At 71.3% G+C, this 16,644-nt stretch carries 15 protein-coding genes; 6 read left to right on the top strand and 9 right to left on the bottom strand.

The window, feature by feature from the left end:
* Positions 1-141: 141 nt before the first annotated feature.
* From HND91_RS02985 to pdxY, 3 genes are all read right to left on the bottom strand, one after another.
* Complete coding sequence (locus HND91_RS02985) at positions 142-849, bottom strand: carbonic anhydrase (protein ID WP_181705017.1); 708 nt, start codon at positions 847-849, stop codon at positions 142-144.
* Between the two features lie 169 nt (positions 850-1,018).
* Positions 1,019-1,747 (bottom strand): DUF429 domain-containing protein, encoded by a 729-nt coding sequence (locus tag HND91_RS02980; protein ID WP_181705016.1) that lies wholly within the window; start codon positions 1,745-1,747, stop codon positions 1,019-1,021.
* Positions 1,744-2,625 carry a pyridoxal kinase gene (gene pdxY / locus HND91_RS02975; protein WP_181705015.1) on the bottom strand — a complete coding sequence of 294 codons (882 nt, stop codon included), beginning with the start codon at positions 2,623-2,625 and terminating at the stop codon, positions 1,744-1,746. Before pdxY ends, HND91_RS02980 begins: the two co-directional genes overlap by 4 nt.
* 151 nt (positions 2,626-2,776) lie before the next feature.
* Here pdxY and HND91_RS02970 point away from each other — a divergent pair, with 151 nt between their 5' ends.
* The 6 genes from HND91_RS02970 (at position 2,777) to HND91_RS02945 (ending at position 10,334) form a co-directional block, all read left to right on the top strand.
* The gene (locus HND91_RS02970) at positions 2,777-5,017 is read left to right on the top strand and encodes a primosomal protein N' (protein WP_181705014.1); all 2,241 of its coding nucleotides are present in this window, start codon (positions 2,777-2,779) and stop codon (positions 5,015-5,017) included.
* 284 nt (positions 5,018-5,301) lie between these two features.
* Positions 5,302-5,862, top strand: coding sequence for a F0F1 ATP synthase subunit delta (locus HND91_RS22545; protein WP_181705013.1), 561 nt, complete (start codon positions 5,302-5,304; stop codon positions 5,860-5,862).
* Positions 5,862-7,391: a F0F1 ATP synthase subunit alpha gene (gene atpA, locus HND91_RS02960; RefSeq protein WP_181705012.1), complete on the top strand. Its 1,530-nt coding sequence runs from the start codon at positions 5,862-5,864 to the stop codon at positions 7,389-7,391. Before HND91_RS22545 ends, atpA begins: the two co-directional genes overlap by 1 nt.
* Before the next feature lie 88 nt (positions 7,392-7,479).
* Positions 7,480-8,352, top strand: coding sequence for a F0F1 ATP synthase subunit gamma (locus tag HND91_RS02955; RefSeq protein WP_181705011.1), 873 nt, complete (start codon positions 7,480-7,482; stop codon positions 8,350-8,352).
* A gap of 34 nt (positions 8,353-8,386) precedes the next feature.
* Positions 8,387-9,823, top strand: a complete 1,437-nt coding sequence (gene atpD, locus HND91_RS02950) for a F0F1 ATP synthase subunit beta (protein WP_181705010.1) — start codon at positions 8,387-8,389, stop codon at positions 9,821-9,823.
* A 109-nt stretch (positions 9,824-9,932) separates the two neighbouring features.
* Complete coding sequence (locus HND91_RS02945) at positions 9,933-10,334, top strand: F0F1 ATP synthase subunit epsilon (protein ID WP_181705009.1); 402 nt, start codon at positions 9,933-9,935, stop codon at positions 10,332-10,334.
* 116 nt (positions 10,335-10,450) lie between these two features.
* Here the strand turns inward: HND91_RS02945 and HND91_RS02940 are convergent, their stop codons facing one another.
* The 6 genes from HND91_RS02940 to HND91_RS02915 form a co-directional block, all read right to left on the bottom strand.
* On the bottom strand, positions 10,451-10,951 hold the full coding sequence (locus tag HND91_RS02940) for a flagellar protein FlhE (protein WP_181705008.1): 501 nt from the start codon (positions 10,949-10,951) through the stop codon (positions 10,451-10,453).
* Positions 10,948-11,493 carry an RNA pyrophosphohydrolase gene (locus tag HND91_RS02935; RefSeq protein WP_181705007.1) on the bottom strand — a complete coding sequence of 182 codons (546 nt, stop codon included), beginning with the start codon at positions 11,491-11,493 and terminating at the stop codon, positions 10,948-10,950. Before HND91_RS02935 ends, HND91_RS02940 begins: the two co-directional genes overlap by 4 nt.
* 173 nt (positions 11,494-11,666) lie before the next feature.
* Positions 11,667-12,176 carry an RNA pyrophosphohydrolase gene (locus tag HND91_RS02930; RefSeq protein ID WP_181705006.1) on the bottom strand — a complete coding sequence of 170 codons (510 nt, stop codon included), beginning with the start codon at positions 12,174-12,176 and terminating at the stop codon, positions 11,667-11,669.
* 143 nt (positions 12,177-12,319) lie between these two features.
* Positions 12,320-13,459, bottom strand: a complete 1,140-nt coding sequence (locus HND91_RS02925; RefSeq protein ID WP_181705005.1) for a divergent polysaccharide deacetylase family protein — start codon at positions 13,457-13,459, stop codon at positions 12,320-12,322.
* A 452-nt stretch (positions 13,460-13,911) separates the two neighbouring features.
* Positions 13,912-15,252 (bottom strand): S41 family peptidase, encoded by a 1,341-nt coding sequence (locus HND91_RS02920; protein ID WP_181705004.1) that lies wholly within the window; start codon positions 15,250-15,252, stop codon positions 13,912-13,914.
* On the bottom strand, positions 15,249-16,628 hold the full coding sequence (locus HND91_RS02915; protein WP_181705003.1) for a murein hydrolase activator EnvC family protein: 1,380 nt from the start codon (positions 16,626-16,628) through the stop codon (positions 15,249-15,251). The genes HND91_RS02920 and HND91_RS02915 overlap by 4 nt, the downstream gene beginning before the upstream one ends.
* Positions 16,629-16,644: the final 16 nt, after the last annotated feature.

The following is a 16,644-nucleotide window of genomic DNA, read 5'->3' as shown; positions in this document are numbered from 1 at the left end:
TCGGGGCAGAAGCGAGCGCGCGCTCGGGTATTCCAGCCCAAGTACAGAAGCCGGCGGCCGCGATCAAGCGGCTGCGGAGAAGGCCCGCCGGCCGCGGCGCTGGGGGACCGGGAGCGTTTGCGTTCGCTCCCGTCCCGCCGGTCAGGCGCAACGGAAGGGGCTGTCCTCGTCGTCCACCACCCGGAACGCGCCGGTGGCCGGGTCCAGAACGTGGAGCGCGCCTTCGGAGACGTCGAACCAGGCGCCGTGGAGCCGGAGCGAGCCCTTGGCGGTGCGGGTCTGGACGCACGGGAAGGTCATCAGGTTGCGCACCGACACGCGCACGGCCTCGTGCTCCAGGGCGCGCTGCTTGCGCTCCTGCGGGATGGTGTGGTCGCAGCGCACCCGGTTCGCCGGCTCGTCCATCAGGGACATCCACTTGCCGATGAAGTCGCCGGGGGTGAGCGGATCGCCGCCCTCCGCGAGCGCCGCGTGGATGCCGCCGCAACGGCCGTGGCCCATCACGACGATGTGCCGCACCTTGAGGGCCACCACGGCGAACTCCAGGGCGGCGGAGGTGCCGTGCAGTTCGCCGTCGGGCGTATAGGGCGGCACCAAGTTGGCGACGTTGCGGACGACGAAGATCTCGCCCGGACCGGTGTCGAAGATGACCTCCGGCGACACGCGGCTGTCGCAGCAGCCGATCACCATGATCTCCGGCTTCTGGCCGAGGTCGCCCAGACGGCGGTAGCGCTCCTCCTCGGTGGGGTAGCGGCCGGTTCGGAAGGACTGGTAGCCGGTCACCAGGCGGTCCGGAAAGGCGTCCGGAAGAGGCGGGCGGGTCGGCTGGAGGCTGCTTTCGGTCGACATCGGCGGTCCTTCGGAACGGGTGCGATACGGGGAGGGAACCGACGGGGGACTGGCCGTTCACTAGTCCCTCGCGCCGCGTCGCACAAGCCTGTGCGCCACGACGGCAGATGATCCCTTCGGGGGAACCGGCCGGATGAACGGCGGCGCGGACCGCCGGTTCCCGTCCGGGTCAGGCCCAGATCGCCACACGCAGCCCGACGGCGTCGCGCACCTCCTCGGCCGGATGCGGCACGGCGACGCCCTTGGCGATCCGGGCCGCCACGAGGGCGCAGACGGCGGCGTCGAGCAGGTCGTCCGCCGCGGCGCCCCGCGGCGGGCGGCCGGCGAGAAGGGCGGCCGGCAGGCCGAGGGCCGCCAGCAGCGCGCGCCGCTCGTCGAGACCGGGCGGATGGACGGCGCCCTTCACCTTCTTCGGCAGCGCCATCGCGCGGCCGCCGTTGAGGACCGCGAAGGCGACCTCCGGATGGGCCTCGAACACGCGGGTCCGCAAGGTGGGGTCGCCGGCGAGAAGTGCGTCGATCTCGCGGATCTTCGGGAAGAGGTGGAACGCCTGCTTGGAGATCTTCCGGGGCGGATCGGAGGTGGCGAGCGCGGCCGCGCAGGCCTCGGCATAGTCGGCGGCGTAGACCGCCGACCGGGACGGCACGGAGAAGACGCTCGACTGGCGCGCGCCGAGGAAGCCGCGGACGGCCCGCTCCGCCGGCCGGCCGCCGATGCCGACCCTGTCCGGCAGGCCGATCGGCATGTCCACCGCCACGACGGCCGGCGCGCCGGCGTCACCGAGAAGCGCGCAGAGGCGCGGCATCACGCGGATCTCGGCGCCCGCCGGGTCGGCCGGGTCCATCAGCCAGGCGATCCAGCCGCCCGGGCAGCCGTCCACGCCGGCGACCCGGGTCACGGGGCCGGACCCGCCTTCGGCGCGCGGGGGCGGGCCGGCGGCGCCCAACGGCGGAGGTCGACCAGGGAAAGCGGGCGGACGAGGCTGTCCTGGTTGACCGTGAGGTCCAACTCGTCCGACCCGGCCTTCACGCTGCGGGCGATGAGATCGACGGTGCCGGCCGCCGCCGCCGCGAGGGCCTGCTCGCCGGGCCGGCCCTCCAGGAGGCGGGAGACGAGAAGCGCGCCGAAGAGGTCGCCGGTGCCGGACGGCGCGCCCTCGATCCGCTGGGTCTCGGCCACCACCATGTCGGTCGCCGTCACCAGGGCGGTCGCGATCTTGCCGCGCATCATGGCGGGGGCGGACGTGACCACCACCGTGGGCGGCGCGAGGCCGCGGGCGGCCGTCGCCACCTCGCCGAGGGTCTCCGCCGGAAGCCCCGCGAGCCAGGAGAGTTCGAACCGGTTCGGCGTCGCCACGTCGGCGATCGGCAGGAGCACGTCGCGCTGGGCGATGGCCACCTCCTCGCGCACGTAGAGCCCGCCGTCGTCGCCGAGAATGGGGTCGCAGACGTAGAGCGCCCGAGGGTTGCGCTCCCGGACGGCGGCGACGAGACGGGCCACCGTGTCCGCCTGGGCCGGATCGCCCAGGTAGCCGGAGACGACGGCGCCGATCTCGCCGAGCCAGGGCGCGCGGGCGAGGTCGGCGCCGAGCGCCTCGAAGTCGGCGGCCGGCAGAGGCACCCGGTGCGCCCGGCCGTGGCCGGGGTGCCAGGGCAGGATCACGGTCGGCAGCGACCAGACCCGGTGGCCGAGCCGTTCCAGCACGAAGGCGGCGCGGGCGCCCACGGACCCGCGGACCACGTGGGAGGAGACGACCAGGACGGCGGGAAGCGACATGACGGACCCTTCGACTGCGCCGGCCTTCCGGGCGGCCGCGCCGGCCCGCGGGCTCGGCCCTCGCGGCAGCGGCGCAACCGGTCTAGGGTGGCGGCGACTTCCTTCCCATATCGTAAGCCACGGGCCGCGGCAGCCCGAATGTTGTGAAGCGATGACCAGACGCGACGATCCGACCCTTCTCGACGACCTGTTCGACCCGCCCGCCGACGCGCCCGCCCGCGAGCGGGTGGTCCAGGTGCTGACGCCGGTCGCCCTCGACGACAGCTACACCTACAAGGTGCCGGCGGGTGCGGACGTGCGCCCCGGGTCCATCGTCCGGGTGCCGCTGGGGCCGCGTCAGGTGCTCGGGGTCGTCACCGCCGAGGAGCCGACCCTCACGGCCACGTCCAACCGGCTCCGCTCCATCGAGACGGTGTTCGACGCGCCGCCGCTGAGGGAGGAGCTCCTGGACTTCGTGGACTGGGTGGCCCGGTACACGCTGACGCCGCGCGGCATGGTGATGCGCATGGTGCTGCGCGCGCCGGAGGCGCTGGAGCCGGAAGCGCCGCTGCGGGGCGTCGCCCGCGCCGGCGCCGCGCCCGACCGCATGACGCCGGCGCGGCACCGGGTGCTCCAGCTGATGGACGAGAACGACGGCATGGCCTGGACGCGCACCGGCCTCGCCGCCACGGCCGGCGTGTCGATCTCGGTCGTCGACGGCCTCCTGGCAGCCGGAACGCTCGTGGACGTGGAGCTGCCGGCCGGCCCGCCGATCCGGGCGCCGGAGGCCGATTTCGCGCCCGCCAGGCTGACCGCCGACCAGGCGCGCGCCGCCACCTCTCTGAGAGAGCGGGTCGGCGAGGGGGCGAACGTGACGCTCCTCGACGGCGTCACCGGGTCCGGCAAGACGGAGGTCTACCTGGAGGCCGTAGCCGAGACCGTGCGGCAGGGCCGGCAGGCGCTGATCCTGGTGCCGGAGATCGCCCTCACCAAGGCCTTCCTGCAGCGCTTCGCCGAGCGCTTCGGGGCCCTGCCGGCCGAATGGCACTCGGACGTCGGCCCGAAGGCGCGCGCCCGCGCCTGGCGCGGGGTCGCGGAGGGGCGCGTCCGCGTGGTGGTCGGGGCGCGCTCGGCGCTCTTCCTGCCGTTCCGCGAACTCGGCCTCATCGTGGTCGACGAGGAGCACGACCCCGCCTACAAGCAGGAGGAATGGGCCACCTATCACGCCCGCGACATGGCGGTGGTGCGCGGCCGGATGGAGAACGCGCCCGTGGTGCTCGCCTCCGCGACGCCGTCCCTGGAAACCCGCGTCAACGCCGACCGGGGCCGCTACGCCCACCTCGTCCTGCCGGCGCGGGCCACCGGCCAGGCTCTGCCGGAGGTGGCGGCCATCGACATGCGCAAGGCCGGCCCGCCCCGGGGCCGCTTCCTGGCGCCCGGCCTCCTGGAGGCGGTCCGCCGCACCACCGAGCGCGGCGAACAGGCGCTGCTCTTCCTCAACCGGCGCGGCTACGCGCCGCTCACCCTCTGCCGCTCGTGCGGGCACCGCTTCCAGTGCCCCAACTGCTCGGCCTGGCTGGTGGAGCACCGCTTCCGCGGCCGGCTCACCTGCCATCACTGCGGCCACATGGAGCCGCGGCCGGAGGCCTGCCCGAAATGCGGCGCGCTCGACAGCCTCGTCGCCTGCGGGCCGGGGGTGGAGCGCATCGCCGAGGAGGTGCAGGAAGTCCTGCCCGACCGGCGGGCGATCGTGCTCTCCTCCGACATGGCCGGCGGCATCCAGCGTCTCCGGGCGGAGCTGGAGGCGGTCGCCAAGGGCGAGTGCGACGTGGTGATCGGTACCCAGCTGGTCGCCAAGGGCCACACCTTCCCGCGCCTCACCCTCGTCGGCGTGGTGGACGCGGACCTCGGCCTCTCCCAGGGCGACCCGCGGGCGGCGGAGCGCACGTTCCAGCTCCTCGCCCAGGTGACCGGCCGCGCCGGCCGCGTCGCCGGCACGGGCCTCGGCATCCTGCAGACCTACGCGCCGGAGAGCCCGGTGATCCGCGCGCTCGTGTCGGGCGACCCGGAGCGCTTCTACGCCACCGAGCTGGAGGAGCGGCAGATCGCCGGCATGCCGCCGTTCGGCCGCCTCGCGGCCGTGGTCGTGTCCGGCCCGGACCGGGAGAGGGCCGAGGATCACGCCCGGGCGCTCGCGCGCGCGGCGCCCTCCGATCCGGGCGTGGAGGTGCTCGGCCCCGCCGACGCGCCGCTCTCCATGGTGCGCGGCCGTCATCGCTTCCGGCTGCTCGCCCACGCGCCGCGCCGGGACGTGGACCTCTCCGCCTACATGCGTGCGTGGCTGAGTGCCGCACCGAAGGCCACCGGAGGCATCGACGTGCTCGTCGACATCGACCCTCAGAGCTTCCTTTGACCCTGCCGGATGCGACTAAAACGATCCAGGACGCGATTTCCGTCAGCCTTTCGGCCGAGCCGCCGACCGGCGCGGATCGAAGCCCGGCAAAACCGCGGAAATCAGCCATTTTCAGATTCCGGCGGATCAGTTGCGGAACCAAGACCCATGTGCTAGATGGGGCCGACTTCCGGGTGGGGGTGCACGTGGATCCCCCACTTATCCACCTAAATTCGCAAGTCGTTTCAGGGCTTTGCCGTCACATCGGCGATCGGCCAGAGGCGCATGAGGGGGATCGAGCTTCCGTGAGCGAAACGGCGTCTACGACATCAGGGGTGGCGGAACGGTACGCCCTCGCCCTTTTCGAACTCGCCCGGGACGGCGGCAGCCTCGACACCGTGGCGGCGGACATCGCCCGTTTCGAAGCGCTGATGGCCGGCAGCCCGGACCTCGTCCGCCTCGTCCGCTCGCCGGTCTTTTCCGCCGACGACCAGCTGAAGGCGGTCACCGCCGTGCTCGACCGGGCCGGGATCGGCGGCTACGTGAGCAACATCGTCAAGCTCGCGGCCCGCAACCGGCGCCTCTTCGTCGTCATGGACATCTTCAAGGCCTACCGCGCGCTCCTCGCCGCCCACCGGGGCGAGCGGACCGCGACCGTGGTGTCGGCCGAACCGCTCTCGGACGGCCAGACGGCCGACCTGAAGGCCGCGCTCGGTGAGATCACCGGCAAGGCCGTACTCCTCAACACGAGCGTCGATCCGTCGCTCATCGGCGGCCTCGTCGTGAAGCTTGGCAGCCGCATGATCGACACCTCGCTCAAGACCAAGCTCAACCAGCTCAAGATCGCACTGAAAGAGGTCGGCTGATGGATATCCGCGCCGCGGAAATTTCCGCAATCCTCAAGGAGCAGATCAAGAACTTCGGCCAAGAGGCCGAAGTCTCCGAGGTCGGCCAGGTTCTGTCCGTCGGTGACGGCATCGCCCGCGTCTACGGGCTCGACAACGTCCAGGCGGGCGAGATGGTCGAGTTCCCGGGCGGCATCCGGGGCATGGCGCTCAACCTGGAGACCGACAACGTCGGCGTCGTGATCTTCGGCGCCGACCGCGACATCAAGGAAGGCGACACGGTCAAGCGCACCGGCGCCATCGTGGACGTGCCGGTCGGCAAGGGCCTGCTCGGCCGCGTGGTCGACGCCCTCGGCAACCCCATCGACGGCAAGGGCCCGATCGAGTACGTCGAGCGCCGCCGCGTGGACGTGAAGGCGCCGGGCATCATCCCGCGCAAGTCCGTGCACGAGCCGATGTCCACGGGCATCAAGGCGATCGACGCCATGATCCCGATCGGCCGCGGCCAGCGCGAGCTGGTGATCGGCGACCGCCAGACCGGCAAGACCGCCATCATCCTCGACACCTTCCTGAACCAGAAGCCGCTGAACGAGGGCGCGGACGAGAGCATCAAGCTCTACTGCGTCTACGTGGCCATCGGCCAGAAGCGCTCCACCGTCGCCCAGTTCGTGAAGAAGCTCGAGGACTCCGGGGCGCTGCCGTACTCGATCGTCGTGGCGGCCACCGCCTCCGACGCGGCCCCGATGCAGTTCCTGGCGCCGTTCACCGGCTGCGCCATGGGCGAGTTCTTCCGCGACAACGGCATGCACGCCCTGATCGCCTACGACGACCTCTCCAAGCAGGCCGTCGCCTATCGCCAGATGTCGCTGCTGCTGCGCCGTCCGCCGGGCCGCGAGGCCTATCCGGGCGACGTGTTCTACCTGCATTCCCGCCTTCTGGAGCGCGCCGCCAAGCTCAACAAGGAGAACGGCCTCGGCTCGCTGACCGCTCTCCCGGTCATCGAGACCCAGGCGAACGATGTGTCGGCCTACATCCCGACCAACGTCATCTCCATCACCGACGGCCAGATCTTCCTGGAGACCAACCTGTTCTACCAGGGCGTCCGTCCGGCGGTGAACGTGGGCCTCTCGGTGTCGCGCGTCGGCTCCGCCGCCCAGATCAAGGCGATGAAGCAGGTGGCCGGCACCATCAAGGGCGAGCTCGCCCAGTATCGCGAGATGGCCGCCTTCGCCCAGTTCGGCTCGGACCTCGACGCGTCGACCCAGAAGCTTCTCAACCGCGGCGCCCGCCTTGTGGAGCTCCTGAAGCAGCCGCAGTTCTCGCCGCTGAAGACCCAGGAGCAGGTCGCCGTCATCTTCGCCGGCGTGAACGGCTACCTGGACCCGCTGCCGGTCGGCAAGGTGCGCGCCTTCGAGGAAGGGCTGCTGCGCTTCCTGCGCGACAAGCACCCGGGGATCCTCGACGGCATCTGGGCCGAGAAGCAGATCACCGACGACCTGAAGGCGAAGCTGAAGGACGCCATCTCGGCGTTCGCCAAGACCTTCGCCTGACCCGAACGGTCCGCCGCGCCGACGACGCGCGGCGGACCCTCTGACGCCGACATCGTGCCGCCTCCGACGGATCGGGGCAGGAGCCGACATGCCGAGCTTGAAGGATCTGAAGAACCGCATCGCCTCCGTGAAGGCGACGCAGAAGATCACCAAGGCGATGCAGATGGTCGCCGCGGCCAAGCTGCGCCGCGCCCAGGAAGCCGCCGAGGCAGCCCGTCCGTTCGCGACCCGCATGGCCGACGTGCTCGGCAACCTTGCGGCCGGCGCCGTGGGCCGGGACGACGCGCCGCGCCTGATGGCCGGCACCGGCCGCACCCAGGTCCACCTCCTGGTGGTCTGCACCGCCGAGCGCGGCCTGTGCGGCGGCTTCAACAGCCAGATCGTCCGCCTCGCCCGCGAGCACATCAACCGTCTCCTCGCCGAGGGCAAGGAGGTGAAGATCATCACCGTGGGCAAGAAGGGCGCCGACGCGCTTCGTCGCGACCACGGCGGCCGGATCATCGAGCGCATCGAGCTGCGCGGGCTGAAGACGCTCGACTTCTCGGTCGCCGCCGGCATCCAGCAGAAGGTGCTGGAGCTGTTCGAGACAAACCAGTTCGACGTCTGCACCCTGTTCTATTCCCGCTTCCGCTCGGTGATCGCCCAGATCCCGACCGCCAAGCAGATCGTCCCCTTCGAGGTCGAGACGGCCGCCAGCACCGGCGGCGCGCTCTACGACTACGAGCCGGGCGAGACCGAAATCCTGGAGGAGCTGCTGCCGCGCGCGATCGCGGTGCAGATCTTCACGGCGCTCCTGGAGAACGCCGCCTCCGAGCAGGGCGCGCGCATGTCCGCCATGGACAACGCGACGCGCAACGCCGGCGACATGATCAACAAGCTGTCGCTGCAGTACAACCGCTCGCGCCAGGCGATGATCACCAAGGAACTCATCGAAATCATCTCGGGCGCCGAAGCGCTCTGACCGCAGAATACAAGCGACTTGAAGGACGAACACGATGGCTGACACGAAGGTCGGACGCATCACCCAGGTCATCGGCGCCGTCGTCGACGTGAAGTTCGACGACCATCTGCCGGCGATCCTGAACGCCCTCGAGACCACCAACAACGGCGGCCGCCTGGTGCTCGAAGTGGCGCAGCACCTCGGCGAGAACACCGTGCGCACGATCGCCATGGACATCTCCGAGGGTCTCGTGCGCGGCCAGGAAGTGGTCGACACCGGCGCCCCGATCTCCGTGCCGGTGGGCGACGCCTGTCTCGGCCGCATCGTCAACGTGATCGGCGAGCCGGTGGACGAAGCCGGCCCGGTCGTCGGCGAGGGCACCCGCGCCATCCACCAGTCCGCCCCGTCCTACGTGGAGCAGTCCACCGAGGCGCAGATCCTCGTGACCGGCATCAAGGTGGTCGACCTTCTCGCCCCCTACGCCAAGGGCGGCAAGATCGGCCTCTTCGGCGGCGCCGGCGTGGGCAAGACCGTGCTCATCATGGAGCTCATCAACAACATCGCGAAGGCGCACGGCGGCTATTCCGTGTTCGCCGGCGTGGGTGAGCGGACCCGCGAGGGCAACGACCTCTACCACGAGATGATCGAGTCCGGCGTGAACAAGGACCCGAAGGAGCACGGCTCCACGGAAGGGTCCAAGTGCGCCCTCGTGTACGGCCAGATGAACGAGCCGCCGGGCGCCCGCGCCCGCGTCGCCCTGACCGGCCTGACCGTCGCCGAGCACTTCCGCGACAAGGGCCAGGACGTGCTCTTCTTCGTGGACAACATCTTCCGCTTCACCCAGGCCGGCTCGGAAGTGTCGGCGCTCCTCGGCCGCATCCCGTCGGCGGTGGGCTACCAGCCGACGCTCGCCACCGACATGGGCGCCCTCCAGGAGCGCATCACCACCACGACCCGCGGCTCGATCACCTCGGTGCAGGCGATCTACGTGCCGGCGGACGACCTGACCGACCCGGCGCCGGCCACCTCCTTCGCCCACCTGGACGCCACCACGGTGCTCAACCGCTCGATCGCCGAGAAGGGCATCTACCCGGCGGTGGACCCGCTCGACTCCACGTCGCGCATGCTCGACCCGACCATCATCGGCGACGAGCATTATGCGGTCGCCCGCCGCGTGCAGGAGATCCTGCAGCGCTACAAGGCGCTCCAGGACATCATCGCGATCCTGGGCATGGACGAGCTCAGCGAAGAGGACAAGCTGACGGTGGCCCGCGCCCGCAAGATCGAGCGCTTCCTGTCGCAGCCCTTCTTCGTGGCCGAGGTGTTCACCGGTTCGCCGGGCAAGCTCGTGGCGCTGGAAGACACCATCAAGGGCTTCAAGGGCCTCTGCGAGGGCAAGTACGACCACCTGCCGGAAGCCGCCTTCTACATGGTCGGCAACATCGACGAAGCCCTGGAGAAGGCACAGCGCCTCGCCGCCCAGGCGGCCTGACGCGCACCGGTCCGCCGCGCGGCGGACCGGCCTTCGGTTCCGCGCCGATGCGGGCGGGCGGCGGCTTGCCGCCCGCTTTTCTTGACCCAAGCTCCCGGGAGTGTCCGCAATGGCGACCTTCAAGTTCGAACTGGTGAGCCCCGAGCGGCTGGTCCTCTCCACCGAGGTGGATCAGGTGGACCTGCCGGGCGTGGACGGCGATTTCGGCGTGCTCGCCAACCATTCCCCCTTCCTGTCGACCCTCCGCGCCGGCATCGTGGCCGTCCGGACCGGCTCCGAGACCACGCGCATCTTCGTGCGCGGCGGTTTCGCCGACGTCTCCCCCGCCGGCCTCACGGTTCTCGCCGAGACCGCCATCCCGGTTGCCGAGTTGAAGCCCGACCAGATCGCGGCCGAGATCCGGGACGCCGAGGAGGACGTGGCGGACGCCAAGACGCCGGACGCCCGTACCCGCGCCGAGCAGAAGCTCGCCCAGCTGCGCGACGTCGCATCGGCCCTGCAGGCCGCCTGAGGCGATCGCCAGGCGCCCGTGACAGAGCCCCGGACCTGGTCCGGGGCTTTTTCGTCTGACCACGCCGGAAAGCTGGTCCGAGACGACAAGTCTCTGGAGGTGAACAGGTTTCGCCGTCACCGGCCGGCGCGGTCAGGCTCCTCGGCGAGTGACCTTTGCCTCTCGTCCCGGCTCTGCCGAGCGCTTCCGACGGTCCGGCGCCAAGGCCCCTCCGTCGTCACGGTCACCCGAACCGGCCCGCCGGTGAGCACAGCCGTCCGCGACCCCGGCGCGGACCAGCGGAAGCGGAGGGCGAGCGGCGCGACGGCGGCGCCGGCGAGGGAGCGGTCGTCGTAGACCTCCGGCCGGGTCGCGACCATGCACCGGTCGCCGACGCAGATCTCGGCCTCGACAGTGCCGGCCGGCGGGTCGTAGGCGAACAGCCATGACACGGTCGCGACCGTCCGGCCGCCCAATTCGCCGGGCGGGGCGAGCCGCACCGGCGCGCTCCAGCGGCCGTCCGGGGAAAGCAGCGGGGCATTGCGGCTTCCGGTCCAAGTGTCTGCCGCAGCTGGTGAAATCGCCGCGACGGCAAGGGCCGGCAGCAGGGCGAGGGTCGCGGCGGGCCGGCTCTTCATGTCGCGGCGAACCGGCCGAACAGGGTCAAGACCTGCTGGTAGACCGGGCGGCGGTGATGGAGGCCGATGCCTGGCAGATCCGCGAGCGGCCGCCAGGCCCATTCCAGGAATTCCGCCGGCTCGTGGGTGTGTGCGGCGTCGATCCGGACCTCGCCATCCTCCCCTTCGAAGCGGAACGCGGCCCAGCGCTGGCGCTGGCCGCGGAAGGGGTGGAGCTTGTGGGTGGGGGCGCCGCGGCTTGGAAAATCGTAGAGAATCCAATCGTCCGTGATGGCGAGCAGGGTCGCCGTGGTGACGCCGGTCTCTTCCCAGAGCTCCCGCCTTGCCGCCGCCTCGATGTCCTCCCCCGGGTCGATGCCGCCCTGGGGCATGGACCAGTCGGCGCCGGGCGCCGTCCGCTCCGGGTCCGGCCAGCCGTCCGGGTTGGGCACCAGTCGGCCGGCGAAGACGAGGCCGGACCGGTTGAACAGGCAGATGCCGACGTTCGGCCGGTGCGGCAGGCCGGCCTTCCAGTCGTCGGCGGCGGGGAGGATGTCCTGCATCGGACCTCGTATTTCGGTTGGGCCACATGGCGGCGACGCGAGGTCCCACACGGCCTTTGTCGTCGCCCCATCGGCGACCGATCAGGATCATGCGGACCGACGACAGTCCGACGACACGGCGGACGTGGGTCCTTGTCGGCCTTGGCGGCGGAACGACGACGGATGGCGACTTCTCATCGCCCGGCGGGGACGACCAGGTGCGCGAAGGCGGCGAAGATCTTGTCGTAGACCGGCCGCTTGAACGGCACGATCAGTGCCGGCAACCGGTCGAGCGCCTCCCAGCGCCAGCGTCCGAACTCCGGATCGTGGGCGCCTCCGGCCGGGCGGTCGATGTCGATCTCGTCCTCGGTGCCGTCGAACCGGAAGGCGAACCACTTCTGGGTCTGTCCCCGCCACTTGCGCTTGAACTTGTCCGACCCGACGTCCGGCGGCAGGTCGTAGGCGTACCAGTCCGGCGCCTCGGCGAGGAGCGTGACGGAGGAGACGTTGGTCTCCTCGTAGAGCTCCCGCCTGGCGGCCTCCAGCGGATCCTCGCCCGGGTCGAGGCCGCCCTGGGGCATCTGCCAGCCGTCGTCGCCGTCGCCGGCGGCGTCCCGGCGCCGTCCGATCCAGACGAGGCCGTCCCGGTTGATCAGGACGGCGCCGACGCAGGGGCGATAGGGCAGGTCGTCATGGTCGGGCATGGGCGCGTCTCCTGATGGGGCTGGCGGCGCCAAGATGCACGTGTTCCCGCCGGCGCGCCACCCCTCGGCCGCCGCCGGCCGAGGCGCCCCGGCGGGCCGCGCCCGGCCACGGCGGGCCGGCACAGGCCTGGGTGGGATCGCCCTCAGGGGCGGGCGGCCATCGCCTGGGTGGCGCTGATCGGCACCAGGGTGATGCCGCGGGCGTCGAGCGTCCGGGCCCATTCGGCGACCTCCCGCACGGTGACCGGAAGCGCGCTCGCTGTGCCGACCGCGAAGCCGCGGGAGCGGGCGATCTGCTCCAGCTGGGTCAGCCGGCCGGTGATGTCCGCCTCCGACGGGATGGCGTCGATGATGAGGTCTGCCTTCGCGAACGGGGCGGCGCGGGTCGCGGCGACCTGGTCGGCGGTGCTGCGGGAGGAACTGCCCTCGTCGACGAACAGGAGGCCGCGCCTGGCAATCTCGGCGATCACCGGCTCCAGGGCGGGCCCTTCGGCGGTGAACCGCGCCCCCATGTAGGTCTGCACGCCCACATAGAGCGAAATGCGGCCGAGGAGCCAGTGCAGCCGCTCCCGGTTGCGCTCCTTGTCGAGGGTGGTCAGCAGCGTATGGGGGCCCGGGTCGTTGTCCGGATAGTCGTAAGGCTCCATGGGGATCTGGAGCAGGAGTTCGTGGCCGCCCTCGCGGGCCTTGGCGACCCAGCGGTCGAGGCTGGACCCGTAGGGCGCGAAGCCGAGGGTCACGTCCGGCGGCAGCAGCCGCAGCGCCTCCTGGGTGCCGGTCTGGCTGAGACCGAGGCCGCCGATCACCACGGCGATCTTCGGCGCGGTGCCGACGAAGGACGGCACCGGCCGCGCATAGGCGTCGAGCGGCCGCAGGCCGGAGGCGGACACCTTGGGGAGCGCTCCGAACGCGGTCTCCTCCAGTAGGTCCGGATCCGGGGCCGTCGCGATGGTCCGGGGCGCGGCCGCCGGCGTGTCCTGTGGAACATCCACGGTCTCGATCGCGTCCTCCGGGGCGGGCTCGGACACGGAGGGCAGGATTTCGCCGGAGCCGGACTTGACGCCGACCACGGTCACGTCCTCCCGCTGCACCGGCCCGCCGCCGTCCTCGATCTCGGCGACCGCGACCGGCTCGCCGCCATGGGGGTCGTCCACCACCACGACCCAGAGCACCACGAGCGCGGCGAGCGCCACCAGCACCGAGGCCAGGATCATGCCGACCGGCGCCGTCTTGCGGCTGAGGGGAGGCGGCTTGTAGCCGAGAGGGGAGGTGAGGTCGCTCATCCGGGCCTGCTGCGGCGCACCGGTCGCCCACGCGGCGACGCGCCTGTCCAGCACAGTCGTTCGGAATGGATAATGAATGGTAAATTCGAACTATTTCCCGGTTCGCACGGGGAGAATGAGCGGGCGTCACACGCCTGGCTGCGCCCGGACAGCGGGCCCGTGCCCTCGCATGGCCGACAGTCCGGTCCAGAACCAAGGAGCCGCAGGACGGCACAGGCTGGCGAATTCCGGTGCTGATGCAACCGGAAGGGACTTGATCCTGCGATGATCCGAGGAGGACCTGCAGCCGATCAACGTCCCGGACGATACTCTGGACCGGCGGGGGAGACGAGACGCGGGACTTGAGACGGCAACTCGCGGCCTGATGTCCGACAGAGCCGTGGTCACGACATGAAAAAACCCCGCCGGCGTGGCCGGCGGGGCTTGTCGGTGGGCCTCTTGGCCGATCCCGGTCAGTTCGGGATCGGGGCCTTGTCCTGGCTCGGCGGGAAGGCGCTGTTGGCCTGGAGGCCGCGGAGGAGGTCGTAGGCGTAGTTCAGCTGCTTGTCGTCCTTCGGGTCCGGCGGCACGTAGGCCTGGGAGCCGGACTCCTCCTTGTCGGCGCCGTCCTCGGCGTTGAGGTGGCCCCTGAGGCTCGCCTCGCCCTTGGTCTCGGTCACCTGGTCCTTCAACTCCGGCGGCAGTTCCTGCAGCACCTCGATGTCCGGGGTGATGCCCTTGGCCTGGATGGAGGTGCCCGACGGCGTGTAGTAGCGCGCCGTGGTGAGCCGGATGGCGCCGTTGGCGCCGAGCGGGATGATGGTCTGCACGGAGCCCTTGCCGAACGACCGGGTGCCCACGATGGTGGCCCGGCGATGGTCCTGCAGGGCGCCGCCGACGATCTCCGACGCGGAGGCCGAACCGCCGTTGACGAGCACGATCACCGGCTTGCCGCCCGTGAGGTCGCCACTGCGGGCGGAGTAGCGCCGGGTCTCGTTCTCGTGACGGCCGCGGGTGGAGACGATCTCGCCCTTGTCCAGGAAGGCGTCGGACACGGCGATCGCCTGGTCGAGGAGGCCGCCGGGGTTGTTGCGCAGATCGATGACATAGCCCTTGAGCTTGTCCTCGCCGATCTCCTTCTTCAGCTTGTCCAGCGCGCCCTTCAGGCCCTCGAACGTCTGTTCGGTGAACTGGGTGATGCGCACGTAGCCGACGTCGCCCTCGACCCGCGAGCGGACCGACTGGATCCGGATCACGTCGCGCACGACCTTGATGTCGAGCTGCTTGTCGGTGCCCTTACGCTGGATCTGCAGGGTGATCGGCGTGTTCACCGGACCGCGCATCTTCTCCACGGCCTGCTGCAGGGTCATGCCCTGAACCTGCTCGCCGTCGAGGCCGACGATGAGGTCGCCCGCGAGCACGCCCGCCCGGGCGGCCGGCGTGTCGTCGATGGGGGTGACGACCTTGACGGCGCCCTCCTCCATGGTGACCTCGATGCCGAGGCCGCCGAACTCGCCCTTGGTCTGGACCTGCATGTCCTGGAAGTTCTTCGGGCTCATGTAGCTGGAATGGGGATCCAGCGACGTGAGCATGCCGTTGATGGCGTTCTCAACCAGCGCCGCCTCGTCCGGCTCTTCCACGTAGTCGGCGCGGATGCGCTCGAACACGTCGCCGAACAGGTTGAGCTGTCGATAGGTGTCGGCGCTGGCCGCGACGGCCGCCCCGAGACCCGGGAGCTGGCCGTTGCCGGACACGACGGTGACGGCGGCGCCGAGGCAGGCGCCGGCCGCGAGAAGCGAGAGTTTCCTGATCATCCGCGAACCTTCCGATCCTGCGACGCGACCCACCACGGAGCCGGGTCGATCGAAGCGCCATCCTTGCGAAACTCGATATAGAGCACCGGCTGCGAAAGGCTCGCATCCGGCACCGCTGCACTCGCAAGCCGCTGGCTCCCCATCACCCCGACGGGTTCACCGGTCAACACGAACTGACCGAGTTCAACGTCGATCCTATCCATGCCAGCGAGTACGACATGATATCCACCGCCGGCATTCAGGATCAAGAGTTGCCCATAAGAGCGGAACGGGCCCGCGTAGACAACCCACCCGTCCGCCGGGGCGGTGACCCGTGCGCCGGCCCGGGTGGCGACCGACAGGCCGGCGGCGGTGCCGCCGAGGCCGTTGTCGGCGCCGAACTCCTGGACGGTGACGCCCCGGACCGGCAGGGCGAGGCGGCCCTTGGCGTCCTCGAAGGCGATGGCCGGCTGGAGCCGGCCGGTGTCCGACGGGGCCGGCCGCTCGCGCCTTGCGGCCTCCGCGGCCTGCCGCGCCGCCTCCCTGACGGAGGCGAGGTCGCGCTCCATGGTGCCGATCAACTCTTCGAGAGACTTTGCCCGGCCGGCGAGGTCCTCGGCCTTCCGGCGCTCGACCTCCAGCGCGGCCGTCCGGGCCTCCCGGCTGCGGCGCTTCTCGTCGAGGAGGAGTTCCAGGCGCTTCTGCTCCTCCACGATGCGGACGGCGTCCGCCTTGAGGGCGTCGCGCTCGGCCTCGGCCTGGCGGGTGAGCGCCACCATGGCGCCGAGGTCGGCGGCGAGGGCCTCCGCCTCAACGCGGATCTCCGGCAGGACGGCGCCGAGCAGGATGGCCGACCGGACGGCGCCGACCGCGTCCTCCGGCTTGACCACGAGAGCCGGCGGCGGGCGCCGGCCGATGCGCTGGGCGGCGGCCAGCACCTCGGCGAGAACGGCCTTGCGGCTGTCCAGGCTGATGCGGACGACCCGTTCCTCGTCGGCGAGGCGGGCGAGCCGGCCTTCGCTTTCGGACACCTTGCTCTCCAGGTTCTGGACCCGCTCCACGGTCGCCATCAGGTCGCGGTCGATGGCCGCGCTGTCGTCGGCGATGCGGGCGATCTCGGCGGCGATCTCCTCCTGCCGGGTGGCGGTGAGCTCGATGTCGCGGCGGATCGCCTCCAGCTCGGCGCCCTTCAGGGTGCGTTCCGCCTCGATGACGGCCGGGTCCTTCGGGTCGCCGGCGGCGCGCACCGGCGGCACGAGGGTGCCGGGGGCGGCTCCGTCCGCCGGCGGAAGGGGGGCGGGTGGCGCGCCTTGCGGCTCCTGGGCACCGGCCAGGGCGGTGCCCGCCGCCAGGAGGCCGGCGGCGAACAGGAGGCGCAGGTGTCGTGTGGGCCGCATCGGGACGGTCTTCAGC

This window comes from Chthonobacter rhizosphaerae (genome assembly GCF_013839525.1).
Classification (GTDB): domain Bacteria; phylum Pseudomonadota; class Alphaproteobacteria; order Rhizobiales; family Pleomorphomonadaceae; genus Chthonobacter; species Chthonobacter rhizosphaerae.
This window is presented reverse-complemented; position numbering and strand designations above follow the sequence as displayed.